Source organism: Streptomyces sp. AM25, assembly GCF_058146165.1.
This window is the reverse complement of record NZ_JBKIWN010000011.1, coordinates 90647-108794: the sequence shown is the minus strand read 5'-3', so window position 1 is coordinate 108794 and position 18148 is coordinate 90647. Positions and strand designations below refer to the sequence as shown.

23 protein-coding genes are annotated in these 18148 nt (G+C 71.9%); 7 read left to right on the top strand and 16 right to left on the bottom strand.

The features are described from left to right. Positions 1-30: 30 nt before the first annotated feature. The 13 genes from ACLHRZ_RS16980 to ACLHRZ_RS16920 form a co-directional block, all read right to left on the bottom strand. A complete protein-coding gene (locus ACLHRZ_RS16980; protein ID WP_490419269.1) occupies positions 31-1068 on the bottom strand; it encodes a glycoside hydrolase family 6 protein in 1038 nt (345 codons plus the stop codon). A gap of 173 nt (positions 1069-1241) precedes the next feature. Then, entirely contained in the window at positions 1242-1925 is a 684-nt protein-coding gene (locus ACLHRZ_RS16975) for a class F sortase (protein ID WP_490419268.1), read from the bottom strand. A gap of 19 nt (positions 1926-1944) precedes the next feature. Then, positions 1945-2595: a hypothetical protein gene (locus ACLHRZ_RS16970; protein WP_490419267.1), complete on the bottom strand. Its 651-nt coding sequence runs from the start codon at positions 2593-2595 to the stop codon at positions 1945-1947. A 142-nt stretch (positions 2596-2737) separates the two neighbouring features. Then, positions 2738-3517, bottom strand: a complete 780-nt coding sequence (locus tag ACLHRZ_RS16965) for an HAD-IIA family hydrolase (protein ID WP_490419266.1) — start codon at positions 3515-3517, stop codon at positions 2738-2740. A gap of 158 nt (positions 3518-3675) precedes the next feature. Then, the gene (locus tag ACLHRZ_RS16960; protein WP_490419265.1) at positions 3676-4734 is read right to left on the bottom strand and encodes a 2-aminoethylphosphonate ABC transporter substrate-binding protein; all 1059 of its coding nucleotides are present in this window, start codon (positions 4732-4734) and stop codon (positions 3676-3678) included. Positions 4735-4766: 32 nt separating this feature from the next. Beyond that, the gene (locus ACLHRZ_RS16955; RefSeq protein WP_490419264.1) at positions 4767-5567 is read right to left on the bottom strand and encodes an ABC transporter permease; all 801 of its coding nucleotides are present in this window, start codon (positions 5565-5567) and stop codon (positions 4767-4769) included. Further along, positions 5554-6576, bottom strand: coding sequence for a 2-aminoethylphosphonate ABC transporter permease subunit (locus ACLHRZ_RS16950; RefSeq protein WP_490419263.1), 1023 nt, complete (start codon positions 6574-6576; stop codon positions 5554-5556). Before ACLHRZ_RS16950 ends, ACLHRZ_RS16955 begins: the two co-directional genes overlap by 14 nt. Continuing rightward, positions 6569-7621, bottom strand: a complete 1053-nt coding sequence (locus ACLHRZ_RS16945; RefSeq protein ID WP_490419262.1) for an ABC transporter ATP-binding protein — start codon at positions 7619-7621, stop codon at positions 6569-6571. The genes ACLHRZ_RS16950 and ACLHRZ_RS16945 overlap by 8 nt, the downstream gene beginning before the upstream one ends. Next, entirely contained in the window at positions 7618-8313 is a 696-nt protein-coding gene (locus tag ACLHRZ_RS16940; RefSeq protein ID WP_490419261.1) for a phosphonatase-like hydrolase, read from the bottom strand. Before ACLHRZ_RS16940 ends, ACLHRZ_RS16945 begins: the two co-directional genes overlap by 4 nt. Before the next feature lie 11 nt (positions 8314-8324). Further along, positions 8325-9446 carry a TIGR03364 family FAD-dependent oxidoreductase gene (locus tag ACLHRZ_RS16935; RefSeq protein ID WP_490419260.1) on the bottom strand — a complete coding sequence of 374 codons (1122 nt, stop codon included), beginning with the start codon at positions 9444-9446 and terminating at the stop codon, positions 8325-8327. 132 nt (positions 9447-9578) lie between these two features. After that, positions 9579-10334, bottom strand: a complete 756-nt coding sequence (locus ACLHRZ_RS16930; protein WP_490419259.1) for a GntR family transcriptional regulator — start codon at positions 10332-10334, stop codon at positions 9579-9581. Positions 10335-10565: 231 nt separating this feature from the next. After that, the gene (locus ACLHRZ_RS16925; RefSeq protein ID WP_490419258.1) at positions 10566-11270 is read right to left on the bottom strand and encodes a hypothetical protein; all 705 of its coding nucleotides are present in this window, start codon (positions 11268-11270) and stop codon (positions 10566-10568) included. Between the two features lie 93 nt (positions 11271-11363). Continuing rightward, positions 11364-12443: an ROK family transcriptional regulator gene (locus ACLHRZ_RS16920; RefSeq protein WP_490419257.1), complete on the bottom strand. Its 1080-nt coding sequence runs from the start codon at positions 12441-12443 to the stop codon at positions 11364-11366. 58 nt (positions 12444-12501) lie between these two features. On the opposite strand from ACLHRZ_RS16920, the gene ACLHRZ_RS16915 reads away from it, so the two are divergent. From ACLHRZ_RS16915 to ACLHRZ_RS16895, 5 genes are all read left to right on the top strand, one after another. Beyond that, the gene (locus tag ACLHRZ_RS16915) at positions 12502-13587 is read left to right on the top strand and encodes a Gfo/Idh/MocA family oxidoreductase (protein WP_490419256.1); all 1086 of its coding nucleotides are present in this window, start codon (positions 12502-12504) and stop codon (positions 13585-13587) included. Further along, positions 13584-14078 carry a heme-degrading domain-containing protein gene (locus tag ACLHRZ_RS16910; protein ID WP_490419255.1) on the top strand — a complete coding sequence of 165 codons (495 nt, stop codon included), beginning with the start codon at positions 13584-13586 and terminating at the stop codon, positions 14076-14078. Before ACLHRZ_RS16915 ends, ACLHRZ_RS16910 begins: the two co-directional genes overlap by 4 nt. A gap of 87 nt (positions 14079-14165) precedes the next feature. Continuing rightward, a complete protein-coding gene (locus ACLHRZ_RS16905) occupies positions 14166-14393 on the top strand; it encodes a hypothetical protein (protein WP_490419254.1) in 228 nt (75 codons plus the stop codon). Between the two features lie 211 nt (positions 14394-14604). Further along, positions 14605-15402: a putative protein N(5)-glutamine methyltransferase gene (locus tag ACLHRZ_RS16900; protein WP_490419253.1), complete on the top strand. Its 798-nt coding sequence runs from the start codon at positions 14605-14607 to the stop codon at positions 15400-15402. Next, positions 15389-15496: a SapB/AmfS family lanthipeptide gene (locus ACLHRZ_RS16895; protein ID WP_490419252.1), complete on the top strand. Its 108-nt coding sequence runs from the start codon at positions 15389-15391 to the stop codon at positions 15494-15496. Before ACLHRZ_RS16900 ends, ACLHRZ_RS16895 begins: the two co-directional genes overlap by 14 nt. Positions 15497-15512: 16 nt before the next feature. On the opposite strand, the gene ACLHRZ_RS16890 is transcribed toward ACLHRZ_RS16895, so the two are convergent. Together ACLHRZ_RS16890 and ACLHRZ_RS16885 are read right to left on the bottom strand one after the other, a co-directional pair. Continuing rightward, entirely contained in the window at positions 15513-15914 is a 402-nt protein-coding gene (locus tag ACLHRZ_RS16890) for a nitroreductase family deazaflavin-dependent oxidoreductase (RefSeq protein ID WP_490419251.1), read from the bottom strand. Positions 15915-16031: 117 nt separating this feature from the next. Beyond that, positions 16032-16277, bottom strand: a complete 246-nt coding sequence (locus ACLHRZ_RS16885; RefSeq protein WP_490419250.1) for a DUF6255 family natural product biosynthesis protein — start codon at positions 16275-16277, stop codon at positions 16032-16034. Positions 16278-16752: 475 nt separating this feature from the next. Here ACLHRZ_RS16885 and ACLHRZ_RS16880 point away from each other — a divergent pair, with 475 nt between their 5' ends. Both ACLHRZ_RS16880 and ACLHRZ_RS16875 read left to right on the top strand, forming a co-directional pair. Further along, the gene (locus tag ACLHRZ_RS16880; RefSeq protein WP_490419249.1) at positions 16753-17619 is read left to right on the top strand and encodes a helix-turn-helix domain-containing protein; all 867 of its coding nucleotides are present in this window, start codon (positions 16753-16755) and stop codon (positions 17617-17619) included. Positions 17620-17626: 7 nt separating this feature from the next. Then, positions 17627-17857 (top strand): DUF397 domain-containing protein, encoded by a 231-nt coding sequence (locus ACLHRZ_RS16875; RefSeq protein WP_490419248.1) that lies wholly within the window; start codon positions 17627-17629, stop codon positions 17855-17857. Here ACLHRZ_RS16875 and ACLHRZ_RS16870 read toward each other — a convergent pair. Next, positions 17821-18147 carry a cupredoxin domain-containing protein gene (locus tag ACLHRZ_RS16870; protein ID WP_490419247.1) on the bottom strand — a complete coding sequence of 109 codons (327 nt, stop codon included), beginning with the start codon at positions 18145-18147 and terminating at the stop codon, positions 17821-17823. The genes ACLHRZ_RS16875 and ACLHRZ_RS16870 overlap by 37 nt on opposite strands. Between the last annotated feature and the right edge of the window lies 1 nt (position 18148).

Sequence of the window (18148 nt, the reverse complement as noted above, 5' to 3'; positions counted from 1 at the left end):
TTACGGCAGACAGAACCGCTTACGGCAGAACTACTTCGCGTTGCGGGCCAGTTCGAGGGCGTACGCCTCCCACCACTGACCCGCCTCCGGGCCTCCCTTGCACGAACCGTCCGACTCCCCGGGCCGCTTGACCCACAGGTAGGCGTCCACCAGCGGGTCGCCGGTCTTCGTGGTCGGGGGCTCGCCGAGGGCGCGGCCCTCCGGGTTGCACCAGGCCTTCTCGTGATCGGCGCCGGACAGCGGGCCGTTGCCGTTGCGGCTGGTGTCGACGACGAAGTGCTTGCCGCCGACGAGGGCGGAGAGCTGCCGGCCGTACTCCTTGCTGTCCTGCGTGGTCTGGAAGTTGGAGACGTTGAGCGCGAAGCCGTCGGCCTGGTCGATGCCGGCCCGCTTGAGGGGCTCGGCCATCCGGTCCGCGGGGGTGACCCAGCTGGGGTTGCCCGCGTCCAGGTAGACCTTGGTCCCGGGCAGCCGCTTGAGCTTGCCGACGGCCTCCTTGAGCAGCGCGTACCGCTCCTCGTGGAACTGCTGCGGGGTGCAGCCGTCCTCCATGTGCGGCAGGGCGTCGGGCTCCAGGACGACGGTGGCCCGGCGGTCCCCGATGCCCGCGACGGCCTTGTCGAGCCAGGCCCGGTAGGAGTCGCCGTCGGAGGCGCCGCCCTGGGAGTACTGGCCGCAGTCGCGGTGCGGGATGTTGTAGAGCACGAGCACGGCGTCGCGGTCGGCCTTGGCGGCGGCCTCGGTGAAGCCGCGGGTCTGGCCCTCCGGGTCGTCCACACCGATCCACTCGGCCTCCGGCTGCGCGGCGATCCGGGCGATCAGCCGGGCGTCCTGCGTCTTGCCGGCCTGCTGCAGCCGGCTCATCTGCTTCGCGGCGGTGGCGTCCGGGTTGACCCAGAACGGCGACGTGGTCTTGGGGAGTTGGGAGGGCGGCTGAACGGCCGCCGAAGCGTTCTGCGCGGCCGGTGTCTTCTCCTCGGAGGAGCAGCCGGCCGTCAGGAGCAGCACCGCGACTGCCGCACCCGTTAGCGCGAGGGGCCTCCGTGGGCCGGTGTTGCCGCCGTACATCCACTCCCCCTTGGGTGTACCGCCGGAGCCGATGGAGGTGCCTCGCCCATGGTCGCACAGTCCGGGCCGCGGCCGGGGGCGCTCCCGCCGGGACACGGTGCGGAGTCGCTCTGTTGGGCGAGTGTTCGCCGGTGGTTCCACGGGGATCTCTCCGCTCGTTGCAGGCTGCGGGACTACGGTCGGGTGCTGCTGCCGGTCAGGTACGCCGAGACCACGACGTTCGCGCTGTACGTCTGCCGCACCCGGTCGAAGGTGCCGCCGCAGGTGATCAAATGCAGTTCGGCGCGGCCCTTTTCGTGCGGGCCGTAGACCCTGGCCGCGTCGAAGCGGTCCTTGGTATAGACCGCCACGTCGTCGACCGTGAACTCGGCGGTGCTGCCGTCCGCGCGCTCGACCGTGATCGTCTCGCCGCGCGGGATGCCGCCGAGCCCCGCGAAGACCGCGCGGCCGTGCCGGGTGTCGACGTGCCCGACGAGGACGGCCGCACCGCGGGCGCCGGGCCGGGGGCCGCCCCGGTACCAGGCGACGCTGTTGGGCCGGTCGTACGGCGGCGGTTCGACCGCGCCCTGCGGGGTGAGCCCGCGCTCCTCGACGGGGGCGCGGACGCCCATGGCCTTGATGGCGAGGAACCGCGGGCGCGACTCCGGCAGGGGGTCCCGGGCCGGGGGCAGGGGATGGGCGGGCGGTCGGCCCGCGGCCGCGGCGTCGCCCGTGGTGGGGGTGACCGACGACGGCACCTCGGTGGCCTCGCGGCCCCACAGCCACAGGGCGACCAGCAGGGCCGCCCAGGCCATGCCGGTCAGCAGCCGCCCGCGGCCGGTCGTCTGCGGCTCGCCCCCGGTACGCAGTTCTTCCATGGCACCCGGGTCGCCTCTCTCACCGCTGCTGACGGCCGTCGGTGCGCCGGCGGTACCAGATCAGGCCGCCTGCGATGGCGGCCGTGGTGCCGGCGAGGACCAGCCCGGGGGTGTCGGGCGCCTCCGGGACGGCCACGCGCGCGGTGCCGCCGCCGCCCGCCGGAACCGGAGCGACGGGCGAGGCGAAGTGCCCGCCGGGCATGGTGTGGGCCTCGTGCGGGCCGAGCCCGTCGTGCACGACGGGGGCGGTGCGCTGCTCGGGAGGCTGCGGGGCGGCCTGGGGTTCGGGCAGGTCACGGCCGTAGGGGACGACGGTCAGCCGGCCCTGGGCGGTCGAGTTGTAGCCGTCGCACATCACCTTGACCGGGTACGTGCCGGCGCGGGCGGTCTGGCGGATGGTCGCCTCCGCGAAGAGCCCCGCGGAGTCCTTCGCCAGCCGGGCGTCGGAGACGAAGGCCTCGGAGGTGGCCGTGGCCCGCTCGCTGCGGCAGCCGGAGATGCGCAGCTGCACCTCGGAGCCGGGGCGGGTGGAGACGGGGGTGAGCTCTATCGTTCCCGACATCGTCGCCGGACCGTCGCCGGCGCGGGCCGGTCCGGCGGAGAGGGTTCCGGTGCAGACGGCCACCGCAGCGGTGACGGCGCCGCACAGGGCGATGCGGAATGAGTCCATGGTGAACCTCCTGCTCCAGAGGTTCACCCGGCGGGCGAGCGCGGCGCATCCGCTCCGTAGACGTATTGCTCCATTTGGCGATCATCGGGCCCGATCGGCTCAGAATCGCGACCGGAACGGGCCCTGTTCCGCCCGTTGCCGCTCAGATCAGATCGACGAGATCGGCGATCGAGTCGACCACCCGGGACGGGCGGAAGGGGTGGTGCTCGACCTCCTCGGGCCGGGTCAGCCCGGTCAGGACGAGGAAGGTCTCCATGCCGGCCTCCAGGCCGGCCAGCACGTCGGTGTCCATCCGGTCACCGATCATGGCGCTGCTCTCGGAGTGGGCCCCGATGGCGTTGAGCCCGGCGCGCATCATCAGCGGGTTGGGCTTGCCGACGAAGTAGGGCTCCCGGCCGGTCGCCTTGGTGATCAGGGCGGCGACCGAGCCGGTGGCGGGCAGGGCGCCCTCGGCGGAGGGCCCGGTCTCGTCCGGATTGGTGGCGATGAACCGGGCGCCCGCGTTGATCAGCCGGATCGCCTTGGTGAGCGCCTCGAAGCTGTAGGTGCGGGTCTCGCCGAGGACGACGTAGTCGGGCTCGACGTCGGTGAGCACGTAGCCGATGTCGTGCAGGGCCGTGGTGAGACCGGCCTCGCCGATGACGTAGGCGGTGCCGCCGGGCCGCTGGTCGTCCAGGAACTGGGCCGTGGCCAGGGCCGACGTCCAGATGTTCTGGACGGGCACGTCGAGCCCGATCCAGGCGAGCCGGGCGTGCAGGTCGCGCGGGGTGTAGATCGAGTTGTTGGTCAGGACGAGAAAGGGCCTGCCGGACTCGCGGAGCCGCTTGATGAAGGCGTCGGCCCCGGGGACCGGAATGCCCTCGTGCATCAGCACACCGTCCATGTCGGTGAGCCAGGATTCGATCGGCTTGCGTTCTGCCATGACGCTCCCGCTGAGGTACGTGGTGCTTGGGCGGTGCCCCGGTACCTCCACCCTATGTGGTCCGCTGCTGGTCCGTTGTGGCTGGTCGCGCCCACGCGGCGGAGCCGCAAATCGAAACAGCCCCGCGCCCCTTCGGGGCGCGGTTGACGGGGCTCCCCTCAGCTGCCCGTCGCCTGCTTCCATGCCTCCACGTACGACGGCAGGTGGTCGTCGATGTCCTTCCAGTCCGGGCGGAAGATCTCCACGCCCTTCATGATCTCGCCGAGGGCTATCGCGTTGCGGTCGCCCGCCTTGACGTCCGTGCGGGCCGCGAAGCCGCCGGCGACGGAGGAGACCTCGCCCTGGACCTCGTCGGAGAGCAGGTAGTCGAGGAACTTCTTCGCGTTGGCCGTGTGCGGTGCGCTCTTGACCAGTCCGGCCGCGTAGGGCAGGGCGAAGGTCGTGGGCTTTCCGTTGTCCCCGGCGGGGAAGAAGATGCCCTGGTTCGACATGAACTTGGTGTTGGCGTAGTTCATCTGCACGTCGCCGTTGGCGACGAGGAGTTCGCCCTTGTCGGTCTTGGGAGCGAGCTGGCCGGTGGAGGAGGACGGGCCGACGTTGTTGGCCTGCAGCTTCTTGAAGTAGGCCATGGCGGCGTCCTTGCCGCCGAAGTCGTGCATGGCCTTGATCAGCACGGCCGTTCCGTCGCCGGCGACGCCGGGGGTCGAATACTGCAGCTTGCCCTTGAACTTGGCGTCGAGGAGGTCGTTCCAGGTCTTGGGCGGAGCGCTGCTGAGCTCCTTGGTGTTGTAGATGAAGCAGAAGTAGTTGTTGACGACGGAGGTCCACTTGCCGGAGGGGTCCTTGTCGGCGTCGGCGACCTGGTCGGACCCTGCGGGCTTGTACTCCTCCAACAGCCCCTTGCTCGAGGCCTGCTGGATGAACGGCGGGAGGGTGACGACCACGTCCGCCTGGGTGTTGGCCCGTTCGCGGTTGAGGCGCTGGACCATCTCGCCCGAACCGCCCTCGACGTACTTGACCTTGATTCCGGTCTTGTCCTCGAAGTCCTTGAAGACCTTGTCGTAGAAGCCGGTGCCGTTCTCGGTCTTGAGGCCGTCGGCGCTGTAGACGGTGATCTCCTTGGCGGAGGCGTCGGCGGAACCGCCGCAGGCGGTGAGGGAGGCGCCGAGGGCCAGGGCGCCGAGGGCGGCGGTGAGCGGACGGGAGCAGCGGGGCATGGCAGGGGAACTCCGTTGTCAGTGGTGGGTGGTTATCTGAAGGAGGCGCGGGTGCGGATGCGGGAGACGCCCAGGAGGGCGAGGAGGGTGGTGACCATCAGGACGACGGCGAGCGCGGCTCCGGAGAAGAGCGAGCCCCGGTCGGTGGCTCCGAAGATCTTGACGGGGAGGGGAAGCCAGTCCGGCGGGTAGAGCATCATCGTGGCGCTCAACTCGCCCATGGACAGGGCGAAGCAGAGGCCGGCGGCGGCCGTGAGGGAGGGCAGCAGGAGGGGGAGCTTCACGCGCCACAGCACATAGGCGGGGCGCGCGCCGAGACTCGCGGCGCTCTGCTCGTACGCCGGGTCCAGCCGCGCGAGCGCGGCCGTCACCGACTGGTGGGCGAAGGCGGTGACGAGCACGGTGTGCGCGACGATCACGATCTCGCGGGTGCCGTTGAGGAGCAGCGGGGGCCGGGAGAAGGCGACGAGCAGCGACAGTCCCACGACGACGGACGGCACCGCCACCGGGAGCATGAACAGCGCGTCCACGACCTTGCGCGAGCGCCGGCCGCGCAGGGTCTGCGCGGCGAGGGCCGCCCAGGTGCCGAGGGCGAGGGCGAGCAGGCTGGCGGTGACGGCCGTCACCAGGCTGGTGACGAGGGCGTCCGTCGCGTCGCCCTGGACCAGGTCCTGGTAGTGCGCCGTGGTGGCACCGGAGGGGAAGGCGCCGCTCCAGCTCGTGGCGAAGGAGGCGGCCACGATCACCAGGAAGGGGAGGGCGAAGACGGGCAGGAAGAGCGCGAAGAAGACGGTCTGGACCGCCCACCGGGCGCGGCGGCTATGCACGAGCACGAGGGCCTCCTGCGGGGCGCGTTCGGGAGAGCAGCAGCCGGTACAGGCCGTAAAGGCCCACGGAGAGCACGATGTTGACGACCGCGACCACGCAGGCGGAGGTGTAGTCGCCGTCGAGGATGGCCTTGCTGTAGACGAGCGTGGGCAGGGTCGTCACGCCCTTGGCGCCGGTGAAGAGGACGATGCCGAACTCGTTGAGGCACATCACGAGGACGAGCGAGCCGCCCGCGGCGAGCGAGGGCAGCGCCTCGGGGAGGATCACCTGCCGGATGATGCGGGGCGCCTTCGCGCCGAGGGAGGAGGCGGCCTCCAGCTGCGCCGTCTCGACCTGGGAGAAGGCCGCGAGGAGGGGGCGCATGACGAAGGGGGTGAAGTAGGTGATCTCGGCGAGGAGCACGCCCCAGGGGGTGTGCAGGAAGTCGAACGGCCCCGTGCCGCCGACGGTGTCGGTCCAGAGGCCGTTGGCCATGCCGACGGTGCCGTAGATGAAGAGGAGGGCGAGGGTGATGAGGAAGGAGGGGAAGGAGAGGAAGACGTCGATGAACCGGCTGAGGGCCTTGCCCCCGGGAAAGGGGACGAAGGCGATCACGATCGCCAGGGCGAACCCGAGGACCACGGCGCCGGCCGTGGATCCGGCGGCGATCCACACCGTGGTGCCGAGGGCCTGGCGGAAGGCGGCCTGTCCGAAGACGTCGCCGTACGCGGCGAGGGAGGGGCCGCCGGAGCCGTCCGGCGAGACGGACTGCCAGGCGACGAGGGCGAGGGGGTAGAGGAAGACGAGCCCGAGGACGGCGAGGGGCGGGAGAACCCATGCCCATACGGGCAGGGCCCGCAACTTCCGTGGGCTCGGCACCGCCGGACTCCAGTCGTGGGGTTGCTCGTCGTTGCGGCGGGGGGAGTTTTCGGCGCCCGGTGCCGGAGGGTCGTAGGGGCGCGGCCCCCTGCCCTCCGCGGCGGTGGCAGGCAGTGCCGAACCCACCTTGACCCGCGCGCTGTTCCGGTCAGCCATCCGTGGCCCCCAACGGCAGCAGCACCGCGTCCTCGCTCGCGAAGTGGACGGTGGCCTCGTCGCCGAGTGCCGGGGTCTCCCGGAGTTCGCGGACGTCCGCGATGACCCGGTGGCCGTCCACCTCGACGGCCACCCGGTGCGTGGCGCCCCGCCACTGCACCTCCGCGACCTTGCCCCGCAGGGCGTTCGGGCCGGGGCCCAGGCCCACCAGGTGCGGGCGCACGCACAGCGTGGCCGACGCGCCCCGGGCCGCGTCGCCGGTCGGGACGGTGACGTCCGCGCCCGCGAGGCCGACGTGCCCGTCCCCGGTGACGGTCACCGGCAGCAGGTTCGCGTTGCCGACGAACGACGCCGTGAACTCGGTGCGCGGGCGCCGGTACAGCTCCTGCGGCGTGCCGCAGTCCTGCAGCCGGGCGCGGTCCATGACCGCGATCCGGTCGGCGAGGGTGAGCGCCTCGACCTGGTCGTGGGTGACGTACAGCATGGTGATGTCCGGCAACTCGCGGTGCAGCCGCGCAAGTTCCGTCAGCATGCCGGAGCGCAGCTGCGCGTCCAGCGCGGAGAGCGGCTCGTCCAGGAGCAGCACCCCGGGGCGGATGGCCAGCGCCCGCGCGATGGCCACGCGCTGCTGCTGTCCGCCGGACAGCTCGCGCGGGTACCGCTTGGCGTACGCCGCCATGCCCGTCATCTCCAGCGCTTCCGCGACCCGCCCGGTGATCATGTCGCGCGGCGCCTTCTGCGCCTTGAGCCCGAAGGCGACGTTGGCGTCGACCCGCATGTGCGGGAAGAGCGCGTACTGCTGGACGACCATGCCGACGCCGCGGCGGTACGGGGCGAGGTCGGTGACGTCCTGGTCGCCGATGAACACCCGCCCGGCGGCGGGCCGTACGAACCCGGCGACGGACCGCAGTGCGGTCGTCTTGCCGGATCCGGACGGCCCGAGCAGGGCCATGACCTCGCCGGGCTCGACGGTGAGGGAGAGGGAGTCGAGGACGGTGCTGTCGCCGTAGGCGACGCTGACGCCCTCGAACCGTATGCCTGTCACGACTCGTACTCCGCGATGGCGTCCGGGAGTTCGGCCACGGAGCCCAGGACGTGCGTGGCCCCGGCCGCCCGCAGGGCGTTCTCCTCGTGGGCGCCGGTCAGCACGCCGGCGACCACGCCCGCGCCCGCCCGGCTCCCGGTGAGCATGTCGTACGAGGTGTCCCCCGCCACCGCGATCTGCGCCACCGCGTCCGCGGCCTGCGTGCGCAGCAGGGCGGCCAGCACCATGTCCGGGTACGGGCGGCCGCGGCCGCCCACGTCGCCCGGGCAGAGGGTGAGGTCGGCGAGGCCGTCGCCCCAGCCGAGCGCGGTGAGGATGGCGTCCTGGGTGACCCGGGCGAAGCCGGTGGTCAGCACGACGCCGCGGCCCTCGGCGCGCAGCCGCTCGATCGCCTCGCGGGCGCCCGGGATCGGCGCGCAGTGCCCGGCCCCGACCAGCTGCCCGTAGGCCTCCTCGAAGGCGGCGTTGGCCTGCTGCGCCTTCGCCTCCTCGCCGAAGAGGTGGCGGAAGACGGAGATCTTGGACTCGCCCATGGTGGCGCGGACGTAGGCCAGCTTGTCGGCGTGGTCCGGGGTGCCCGGCTCGACGCCGAGCCGCTGCGCCGCGGCCTCGAAGGCCTGCTCGACGAGGCCGTCGTCGGCGACGGTCGTGCCGGCCATGTCGAGCACGACCAGAGAAATGCGGTTCTTCAACTTCAACTTCCTCACCAGTCCAGTTCGTTCGCGGTCGTCTCGGCAATCGCCGGGGAGCAGGTCATGCCGCGCCCGCCGGGCCCGGTGACCAGCCACACGCCCTCGCGCACCTGCTCGCGGTGCACGACGCGCCCGGTGTCCAGGCACTGCGCGTACACCCCGGCCCAGCGACGCCGGATCGCCGGCAGCGGGCGGCCGAGGAGGGACTCGGCGACCTCGGTGAGGTGCCCGTAGGGCGCCTCGTCGACGTCGAAGGCGAACGGGGACTCGTACTCGTGCGTGTCGCCGATGGTCAGCCCGCCGTCCGCGCGCTGGACCATCAGCAGCTGCATCTTGTGCTCGGCGGCCACCGGCGGCTGGGCCTGCGCGGCGGCCATCGCGTCCAGCGCGGCGCCGCCGTAGGCCGGGTAGTAGCGGAAGCTGTCGGCGTCGGCGACGGAGGAGCCGAGACGCTCGCCGAGGGGCTCGGTCTGCATCATCTGCAACCGCACGCGGCGGACGGGGAGTTCGGGGGCGAGCTCCTTGACGAGCCCGCCGAGCCAGGCGCCCGTGCACAGCACCACGGCGTCGCCGTGGTGGACGTCGCCGCGGTCGTCGCGGACGGCGCGCTCGCCGACGACCTCGCGGACCTCGCGCCCGCCGAGGAAGGTGTAGCGGCCGGACTTCAGCAGTTCGGCCTTCAGGACGCGCTGGGCGGTGCGCGGTTCGACGGCGGCGTCGCGCTCGCAGCGCAGGGCGCCGAGGAACGTGCCGCGCAGGGCGGGTTCGAGGGCGCGGACCTCGGCGGGGCCGAGGAGTTCGAAACCGCGCCGGGCCGCCTCGGGGCCCTCGGCGGCCGCCCGGGCGACGGCCAGCTCGGCCTCGTTGGTGACGAGGGTCAGCGAACCGTTGCCCCGGAAACCGAGGCCGGGGACGGTGGCCCCGATCTCCTCCCACAGCTCACGGGCGCGCAGCGCGGTGTCCAGCTCCGCGCCGGTGGCCCGGCCGCTGACCCAGACCAGACCGAAGTTGCGGACGGAGGCTCCTCGGGCCTCGGTCTCGCGCTCCAAGTGGACGACCTCGTGGCCGCGTTGCACTGCATGCCAGGCGTGCATGGTTCCCACCACGCCGGCTCCGACGACTATGACTCGCATGCGATGACCGTCGCCGGAGCGGGTTACTCCGTTGGGGCTGCAAGGCAACGTGAAGGTGAACTGGCCGTCAAGGTTGGCCTAGACCCGTTATCTGTCCGTTATCTATGTTGCTCGCGCAGTTCCCCGCGCCCCTTACGGAGTGCCCAGATGTGTCGTGAACGAGAAGCGGTCCCCCCGGTACAGCGAGCGCACCCGCTCCATCGGGCGGCCCTCCGTGTCCCGCGACAGCCGGTGGATCAGCAGCATGGGCAGCGCGGGCGGCGTACCGATGAGGAGGGCCTCGCGCGGGGTGGCCAGCACGGTCTCCAGCTTCTCGTCCGCGTCGCCGAAGCGGATGCCGAGCCGCTCGCGCAGGTAGCCGTAGAAGGACGAGTCGGGCGAGAAGTCGGCGTCGAGCCGGGGTACGCGCTCGACCGCGATGTACGTGCTCTCCAGGCCGACGCGCTCGTCGTCCGCCAGCAGCACGCGCTCCATGTGCCAGACGGGGTCGCCCTGTTGCACCCCGAGGTCCGCGGCGAGGGCGTCCGGGCTCGGCAGGCGCTCCAGCCCCACCAGGGTGCGGCCCGGGCGGCGGCCCTGGCGGCGGACGCCTTCGGTGTAGCTGGCGAGGGCCAGGGGCTGTTCGAGCTTGGGGCCCGCCACGACCGTGCCGCGGCCCGCGCGGCGCAGGCGGCCCTCCAGCAGGAGCTCGCGCAGGGCCTGCCGCAGCGTCTCGCGGGACACCTCGAAGCGTGCGGCGAGCTCGCGTTCGGTGGGCAGGAGCCCGCCTTCGCCCAATTCGTCCAGCAGGGCGGCCACTTGGGTCTTGACGGCGTAGTACTTGGGAATCCGGCCGTGCTCGGGGATACCGGCCCGAATGGGGGAACCGGGAGAGTGCGCGCTGTTCACGGCGCGATCCTCGCACGGGACACTCCGTAGGTCCGCGCCCCGTCAGGGGCGTGCCCCGTGACCCTGCGCTCCGTCAGGCCGCGCCCCGTAAGGGGCGCGGGGAACTGCGCGACCAGCCACGACGAGCCCGCAGCCGACGTTCCAGGGGCTACGCCCCGGACCCCAAGGCAGCTCCTCGACCGCGGGCCGGCGGTGGTTGATCGCACAGTTCCCCGCGCCCCTTACGGGGCGCTACTGCCTAAGCCTCCGCGCCCCCACCATCAACGCCGCCCCCGCGGCAAGCACCCCGCCCGCACCAGCCGCAATCCCCCGCAGCGGATGCGCACCCGTGTCGGCGAGCCCGTCCGACCCCGTGTCCCCGCCCCCCACCGCAAACCGGTAGTCGCCGGACTCCCCCACCCACGCCCCGTCCGCCCCCCGCCGCTGCACAGCGGTGACATTGGCCGTGACCGCCCCCTCAGGCGCATCCCCCGTGAACCCCAGCCGCATCCGCACCGTGACCGCCCGGTGGGCGGGCACGGAGAAACCGGGAAAGTCGGGCTCCTGCCCGTCCAGCACTCCCACGTCCTCCGCCTCGTCCGTGCGCTCGAACTGCACCGGCCGCCACCGCGAGCCGCCGGGATCGTAGAAGTCGAGCCGGATGTGGCCGGGCTGCAGCGCCCGTCCCTTGTCGGACAGCACCGCCACGGGGTGGACGGCGCGGCACTCGCCGTCGGTGGTGTTCTGCAGCTCCAGTTCCCAGGTCTGCTGGGCGCCCCCGCGCTCGTACGTGTCCGGGCCGCCGCTCAGGCGCGAGGTGATGGGGAAGCCCTTGCCGGCGGGGTCGCCGCAGTGCGGCTGCGGGCTCGCGGCGGCCGGCTCCTGCGGCACCACGGCCGGCCCGAGGGCGGCGGCCAGGACGAACGCGGCGGCGCCGAGGGTGCGGGGCAGGGACATGGTTCCGGGACCTTCGCGCTGGGGAACGGCGTGGACGTACCGGTACATCCCACCGGGCGCCGCGCGGTACGGGCGCGTACGGCCGACCGGCCGTCAGACGCCACCCGTTGTGCGGAAGAGCGGGGCGAGGGCGAGCTCGGCCGCCCCGTCGACCACGGTGCGCTCGCCGCCGGGGGCGACGACGACGGGGGCCGTGCCCCCGAGGGCGTCCCGCACCCCGGCCGTGTACGCCTCAGGGTCGGCGAGCACGGTGCGGCCGCCGAGCAGGACGAGGTCGATGTCCAGCAGCCGCACGAGGTTGGCGGCGCCGACGCCGAGCAGCCGGGCGGCGCGGGCGGTGTCGCCCTCGGCGACGGCGGCCAGGCACAGGACCTCGATGCAGCCGCGGCTGCCGCAGGGGCACGGCGGCCCGTCGAGCTGGAGCACCTGGTGGCCGAACTCCCCCGCCCCCGTGCGCGCGCCGCGGTGCACGCCGCGGCCGAGGACGAGTCCGGCGCCGAGGCCGGTGCCGAGGTGGAGATAGGCGAAGGAGTCGGCGGCGCGGGTGCGGGCGAGGCCGAGGGCGGCGGCGTTGGTGTCCTTGTCGAGGACGACGGGGACGCCCAGGCCGAGGCGTTCGGCGAGCGCGTCGCGCAGCGGGAAGCCGTCCCACTGCGGGTGCCCGGTGACGCGGTGCAGGATGCCGCCCGCGTGGTCGAGAGGACCGGGGGCGGCGACGCCGACACCGAGGAGCGTGGCGGGGGCGGCCTCCGCCAGCAGGGCCGCGACCTCCCCCTCCACCGTGGCGAGCACCGCCTCCGCGCCCGCTCCGAAGGCGAGCGGGGCGGTGCGGGCGGCGACGGGCGTGCCGGTGAGGTCGGCGAGGGTCGCATGCATCTCGTCGCGGTCGAGGTGCAGGCCTATCGCGTGGGCCGCGCCCGGGACCAGGCGGATCGCGGTCGCGGGCTTGCCGCCCGTGGAGGCCCGGCGGCCCGCCTCGGCGGCCAGCCCGCCGTCCCGCAGCCGCGCGGTGATCTTGCTGACGGCCTGCGGGGTCAGCCCCGTGCGCCCCGCCAGCTCCGCGCGGCTCGCACCGCGCCCGCCCGCCTCGCGCAGGAGGCCGAGGACGAGGGCGGTGTTGTGGTCGCGGAGGGCGGCGAGGTTGGCGCCGACGGGGGTGGTGATCCTGTGCACACCGCCATTGTGATCGCCCCGCTTGCACTTCTGCAACAGCGTTGCCAAAGTGGAGGGCATGGTCACCCCGAACCCGTACCGCGTCGGCCTCATCGGCTACGGCCTCGCAGGCTCCGTCTTCCACGCCCCGCTGATCGCGGCCACCGGGGGGCTCGTCCTCGACACGGTCGTCACCGCCAACGAGGAGCGCCGGGCCCAGGCCCGCGCCGAGCACCCGCGGGTGCGCACCGTCGCGACGGCCGACGAGCTGTTCGCGCGGGCCGGCGAGCTCGACCTGGTCGTCATCGCCTCCCCCAACCGCACGCACATCCCGCTCGCGTACGCCGCACTGGAAGCGGGCCTGCCCGTCGTCGTCGACAAGCCGCTCGCCGCGACCGCCGCCGAGGCGGAGGCGCTCGCCGAACTGGCCGACCGGCAGGGGCTGTTGCTCAGCCCGTTCCAGAACCGCCGCTGGGACAACGACTTCCGCACCGTCGCCCGCCTCGTCGCCGACGGCGCCCTCGGCAGCGTGCAGCGCTTCGAGTCCCGCTTCGAGCGCTGGCGGCCACAGCCCAAGGGCGGCTGGCGCGAGTCCGGCGACCCCGCCGAGATCGGCGGCATCCTCTACGACCTCGGCAGCCACCTCGTCGACCAGGCGCTCGCCCTCTTCGGCCCGGCCGCGGCCGTCTACGCCGAGTCGGAGATCCAGCGGCCGGGCGCGGAGGCGGACGACGACACCTTCATCGCCCTGACCCACCGCAACGGCGTCCGCTCCCACCTGTGGATGAGCGCCACCGCGGCCCAACTCGGTCCGCGGTTCCGGGTGCTGGGCAGTGCGGCGGGCTACGTGAAGTACGGTCTCGACCCCCAGGAGGCGGCCCTCCGCGAGGGCCTGCGCCCGGGCCCCGGCTGGGGGCGGGAACCCGAGACGTCGTGGGGCCGCCTCGGCGCGGGCGAGTCACCGCTGACGGGCGGCGGCGAACCGGTGCCCACGCTGCCGGGCGACTACCCCGCGTACTACGCGGCCATCGAACTCGCCCTGCGCACGGGCGCCGAACCGCCGGTCACGGCACGGGAGGCGGCAGCCGCGCTGCGGGTGCTGGAGGCCGCACGGCAGTCGGCGGAGGAAGGCCGCACGGTGACGCTGGAGGACGGCGCGAAGTGAGTACCCCAGTCGCAGTGGGTGAGTTGATCGCACGCCTGGAGGCGGACGAGGCCCGCCTCGTCCTCGACCGCTTCGACAACGACGACGCGTGGCGGCTGGGCCTGACCCTGGCGGAACTCGCGGAGGAGCGGGGTGCGGCCGTCACGATCGGCATCCGCCGGGTCAACCAGCGCCTGTTCCACCGCGCGTTGCCGGGCACCACGGCCGACAACGACGGCTGGATCGACCGCAAGTGCCGCGTGGTGCTGCACTACGAGGAGTCCTCGCTCCTGGTCGGCGCGCGCTTCCGCGCCAAGGGCCGCACCTTCGAGACCGCCTCGCGTCTCGACCCGCGTCGCTACGCCGCCCACGGCGGAGCGTTCCCGCTGCGGCTGCGCGGTACGGGCGTGATCGGCGCGGTCGCCGTCTCCGGCCTGGCGCAGGAAGTGGACCACGCATTGGTGGTGGAGGGGCTGGAGCGGTTCCTGGGCCTCGCAGCTGTCCCCGAATGAGTGACAGGGGGCGGCTGGGGCTGTGAGGGACGGGCGGTTCGCCGAATACTCACCGGCTGGACCCAACCCCTCTCATTTGGAGGCCCGATGAACTCCACGACCACGAACAGGACGATCGCTGCCGGGTTGCTGGCCGCGGCCGCAGTGCTGGGCGGCGCCGGGGCGGCATCCGCCGATACGCCGCTGGACGGTGCTGCGGGTGCCGTGAGCACGGTCACCACTTTGGCGGGGCAGGTGACCGGTCTGCTGGGCGCACTGCCCGTCCAGCCGCCTGCCGCCGGAAACCCTGCCGGAGGCCAGCCGGGCGGCCACTAGCCCCGGGCATCCCGAGCCGGGCCGATCTTGACGATCGGCCCGGCTCGGGCGCATGATGCGGTCTTCGGTACGTGAACGGCCTAGGAGGTGAGACCCATTACCGCAGTAGCAGGCGGGATGCTCTCACCCCACCACCGCGCGGTCCCCTTTTCCTTGGCATAGGCGGACCGGGAGAGCGTCCTTCGGCTTCCCGAAAGGCTCTTTCTCTCCCATGTCGGTTTCCCTTGTCACCACCCTCCGCGCCGCCGGCTGTGTCTTCGCCGAGGACGAGGCGCGACTTCTCCTCGACACGGCCCGCACGCCCGACGAACTCGACACCATGGTCGAGCAGCGCGTCACCGGGCTCCCCCTGGAACACGTCCTCGGCTGGGCCGAGTTCCGCGGCCTGCGCATAGCCGTCGACCCCGGCGTCTTCGTCCCCCGCCGCCGCACCGAATTCCTCGCCGAGCAGGCGGCATCACTGGCGCGGCCGGGTTGCGTCGTACTCGACCTGTGCTGCGGTACGGGCGCGGTCGGGGCGACGCTCAGCGGGGTCGACCTGCACGCCGCCGACATCGATCCGGCGGCGGTGCGCTGTGCACGGCGGAACGTTGCTGCGGTGGGCGGGCGGGTCTACGAGGGCGACCTGTACGAGCCCCTGCCCACCGCCCTGCGCGGCCACGTCGACGTACTGGTCGCCAACGCGCCGTACGTGCCCACGGAGGCGATCGGGCTGCTGCCGCCCGAGGCGCGGGAGCACGAAGCGCGCGTCGCCCTGGACGGCGGTACGGACGGGCTCACCGTGCAACGGCGAGTTGCCGCCGGAGCGTTGGACTGGCTCGCACCGGGCGGTCACCTGCTCGTCGAGACGAGTGAGCGACAGGCTGAGCGGACAGTCGACGTTTTCGAGGCGAGCGGGCTGACCGCGCGGGTAGTCAAGTGCGACGAGTTGGACGCGACGGTGGTGATCGGGCACGCCGCGTTCGGCGTGCCCGATGGATGGGAATCAGTCAGGTATGACGCTTCTTGACCTGCAGGCGCTGGTGGCGGACGAGGATCACGGGGACGAGCTGTCTCCGGGGCGGAGCGACGACAGCAACGCGAGCCTCCTTCTGTGCCTCTGACCGGCCATACGGGACCTCAGACGCGCTCCAGCACCACCACCGGGATCTCCCGGTCCGTCTTGCGCTGGTAGTCGTCGTACGCCGGCCATGTGGCGGCCATCGTCCGCCACATGGCCGGCTTCTCTTCGGCGTTCGCCGTACGCGCGCGTGCCGTGAAACGGTCGCCCTTCACCTGGACCTGCACCTCGGGGTTCGCCTCCAGGTTGAGGTACCAGGCGGGCGGTGTGGGCGAACCGCCGTTGGAGGCCACGAGGAGCAGCGCATCGCCGTACGGCTGGTAGATCAGCGGGTTGTTGCGCTGCGCCCCGCTCTTGCGGCCGGTCGTGGTGAGGATCAGCACCGTGGAGCCCTGCCAGTCGTGGCCCTCGGCTCCGTCGGTCTCGACATATCGCCTGACGTGCTCGTCACCGAACAGCATGTGTGTACTCCTTCGATCAGCGGGTCCGTTCTCATGGAACACACTGCCCCCGCCGTTCGTTCCCGGCACATGGTGAGCCTACTGACAGGCCCGTTTCTCACGGCGGTACCGCACGCGTCACCTGACCGGCGCAAAGTCGGCCCGCGAGAAGCCCCAATGGCTCACACGGTAGTGGCCCTTCGCGATGATCAGCGCCGCGGCCTTGTCCCGTTCCTCCAGCAGCTGCCTGCGCGTACGGGCCGGCTGCGGCAGCCCCTCGGGGCGCAGAGCCCCGTAATCCGTGAACCGGCGCGCACCGCAACGGGTGCACTGCGACACGCCGTTGGCATGCTGCCAGGCCGCGTTGTGCTGACAGTGGACCATTAGTTCCTCCCTTCCGCAGAGTGTGCCACGATCCAGTGCCCGTACGCGGCCGCACTCGCTTTTCCGGCTTCTTGGGTGCCGTTCGCCTCGCGCCTTGCGCTTTCCAGCGCCTCGCATTCCTCGCACCCGGTGCGGTACGGACGCAGTCCGGCCGCGGAACGTTCTTCCGCGGTTGCCAACCGCAGTGCGGAGAGCGGTACTTCCCACTCCAGGCCACCGCCGGGGCGCTGAACCTGGACGCGGTCACCGTCACCCCCGATGACCTGCACGACTCGGCCTTCGCGGGCATCTACCACGAACACCCCGTTTCCGTAGGCCATTTACCGTCCCTTCCACCCTGCGAGTCCGCGACGGTTCCACGATGCACGGATGCGGCACGTAATTCAAACTTCAAATTGCAGAACTACAATTTGTAGCTGGCGACTTGAGGCTTCGGTTCGGCAAGATGTGCCGGTGGGCTCAAGGGGGAGGTCGCGTGGGGCAGCAGGCACAACGGACGGCCCGGCGGCGCCGGCTGGGGACCGCGCTGAGGCAGCTGAGGGAGGCGGCGGGGGTCACCGCTGCGGAGGCGGCGGAAGCCGTCCATGGCGACAACAGCAAGATCAGCCGCATCGAGACCGGGCGGCACTGCGTCACGCGGCTGGAGCTGGATGCGCTTACGGACCTCTACCGGGTCGACGACGAACGGACCCACGAGTGGCTAATCGCACTCGCATCCGAGGGGCGGAAGAAGGCTTGGTGGCGTAAGCACAGCGAGATCCTAGGGGCGGGTTTCAAGGAGGGGTTGACCCTTGAGTCGGAAGCTGCGCGGATCTCGACTTACCAGACCCAGGTCGTCCCTGGACTTCTACAAACGCGCAATTATGCAGTTGCCGTCATGTCGGGATCACCCAATCCCTTGACTGACGAGGAGTTGGAGTTCTACGCGGACTTCCGCATGGCTCGCCAGAACCTCTTCTGCCAGGAGGCGCCACCGCAGTACCTGTGCATCATGGCGGAAGGCGTGGTCCGCCAGCAGGTGGGCGGACCCCGTGTCATGGCTGCACAGCTCCGGCAACTGGCCGCCGTGAGCCAGCCTCCCGACATGACGATTCAAGTCGTCCCCTTTTCCCAAAGCGCGTTCACCTGTACCAGCGGCGCCTTCACGCTCTTCTCGTACCCGGGCCCGCTGGACTTCGACGTAGTGCGCATCTCGTACCTCGACGGCGAGCTGGACCTAGAGGAGGATGAAGTGACGGCCAAGTACCGAAGGGTGCTCGATACCCTCCGGGCATCGGCACTGTCGGTAGAGCAATCCATCGACCTGATGACGTCAGTCGCTCGCGAACTTGAGCAGCAGTGAGGTACCCGTGAGACGTCTCAACCTGCCCACGCAGGCATGGCGGAAGTCTTCCCACAGCGACGATCAGCACCCCGGGTGTGTCGAGTTACAACACACCCCCGACGCCCTCATCGCCATAGGCGACAGCAAGTCCCGCCCCCGCGGCGCCTTCGTCTTCCGGCCACCCGCCTGGGCCACCTTCGTCCGCGCCGTCAGGCGCGATCAGCTGACCACGACCGTGCCCTTCATCGTCGGGTGAACCGTGCAGTAGTAGCTGAACGTACCGGCATTGTCGAACGTGAAGCTGAAGCTGTCGCCCTGGTCGAGCATCGGCGAGTCGAGCGGACCGGACACACTGCTGGTGATCGTGTGCGGAGCCGTATCACTATTGCCCCAGGTCACTGTGGTGCCGCGGCTGACGTTCAGCGTGGCAGGCGCGTAGGCGTAGTTGACGATCGCCACCTGCATGGGCGCCGCGTAGGTCGCCTGTGCAGCCGTCAGTACCGCCGCGCTCGCCAGCGCCGCCACGATGGATCCGTACCTCTTCATC

Bases quoted from the DNA above. Each gene is read 5' to 3' on its own strand.
- ACLHRZ_RS16885 (WP_490419250.1), bottom strand. From the start codon at position 16,277: ATGGTCCACTGTCAGCACAACGCGGCCTGGCAGCATGCCAACGGCGTG.
- ACLHRZ_RS16960 (WP_490419265.1), bottom strand. From the start codon at position 4,734: ATGCCCCGCTGCTCCCGTCCGCTCACCGCCGCCCTCGGCGCCCTGGCC.
- ACLHRZ_RS16895 (WP_490419252.1), top strand. From the start codon at position 15,389: ATGACGCTTCTTGACCTGCAGGCGCTGGTGGCGGACGAGGATCACGGG.
- ACLHRZ_RS16965 (WP_490419266.1), bottom strand. From the start codon at position 3,517: ATGGCAGAACGCAAGCCGATCGAATCCTGGCTCACCGACATGGACGGT.
- ACLHRZ_RS16975 (WP_490419268.1), bottom strand. From the start codon at position 1,925: ATGGAAGAACTGCGTACCGGGGGCGAGCCGCAGACGACCGGCCGCGGG.
- ACLHRZ_RS16905 (WP_490419254.1), top strand. From the start codon at position 14,166: ATGAACTCCACGACCACGAACAGGACGATCGCTGCCGGGTTGCTGGCC.
- ACLHRZ_RS16870 (WP_490419247.1), bottom strand. From the start codon at position 18,147: ATGAAGAGGTACGGATCCATCGTGGCGGCGCTGGCGAGCGCGGCGGTA.
- ACLHRZ_RS16890 (WP_490419251.1), bottom strand. From the start codon at position 15,914: ATGCTGTTCGGTGACGAGCACGTCAGGCGATATGTCGAGACCGACGGA.
- ACLHRZ_RS16925 (WP_490419258.1), bottom strand. From the start codon at position 11,270: ATGTCCCTGCCCCGCACCCTCGGCGCCGCCGCGTTCGTCCTGGCCGCC.
- ACLHRZ_RS16915 (WP_490419256.1), top strand. From the start codon at position 12,502: ATGGTCACCCCGAACCCGTACCGCGTCGGCCTCATCGGCTACGGCCTC.
- ACLHRZ_RS16900 (WP_490419253.1), top strand. From the start codon at position 14,605: ATGTCGGTTTCCCTTGTCACCACCCTCCGCGCCGCCGGCTGTGTCTTC.
- ACLHRZ_RS16935 (WP_490419260.1), bottom strand. From the start codon at position 9,446: ATGCGAGTCATAGTCGTCGGAGCCGGCGTGGTGGGAACCATGCACGCC.
- ACLHRZ_RS16970 (WP_490419267.1), bottom strand. From the start codon at position 2,595: ATGGACTCATTCCGCATCGCCCTGTGCGGCGCCGTCACCGCTGCGGTG.
- ACLHRZ_RS16950 (WP_490419263.1), bottom strand. From the start codon at position 6,576: ATGGCTGACCGGAACAGCGCGCGGGTCAAGGTGGGTTCGGCACTGCCT.
- ACLHRZ_RS16980 (WP_490419269.1), bottom strand. From the start codon at position 1,068: ATGTACGGCGGCAACACCGGCCCACGGAGGCCCCTCGCGCTAACGGGT.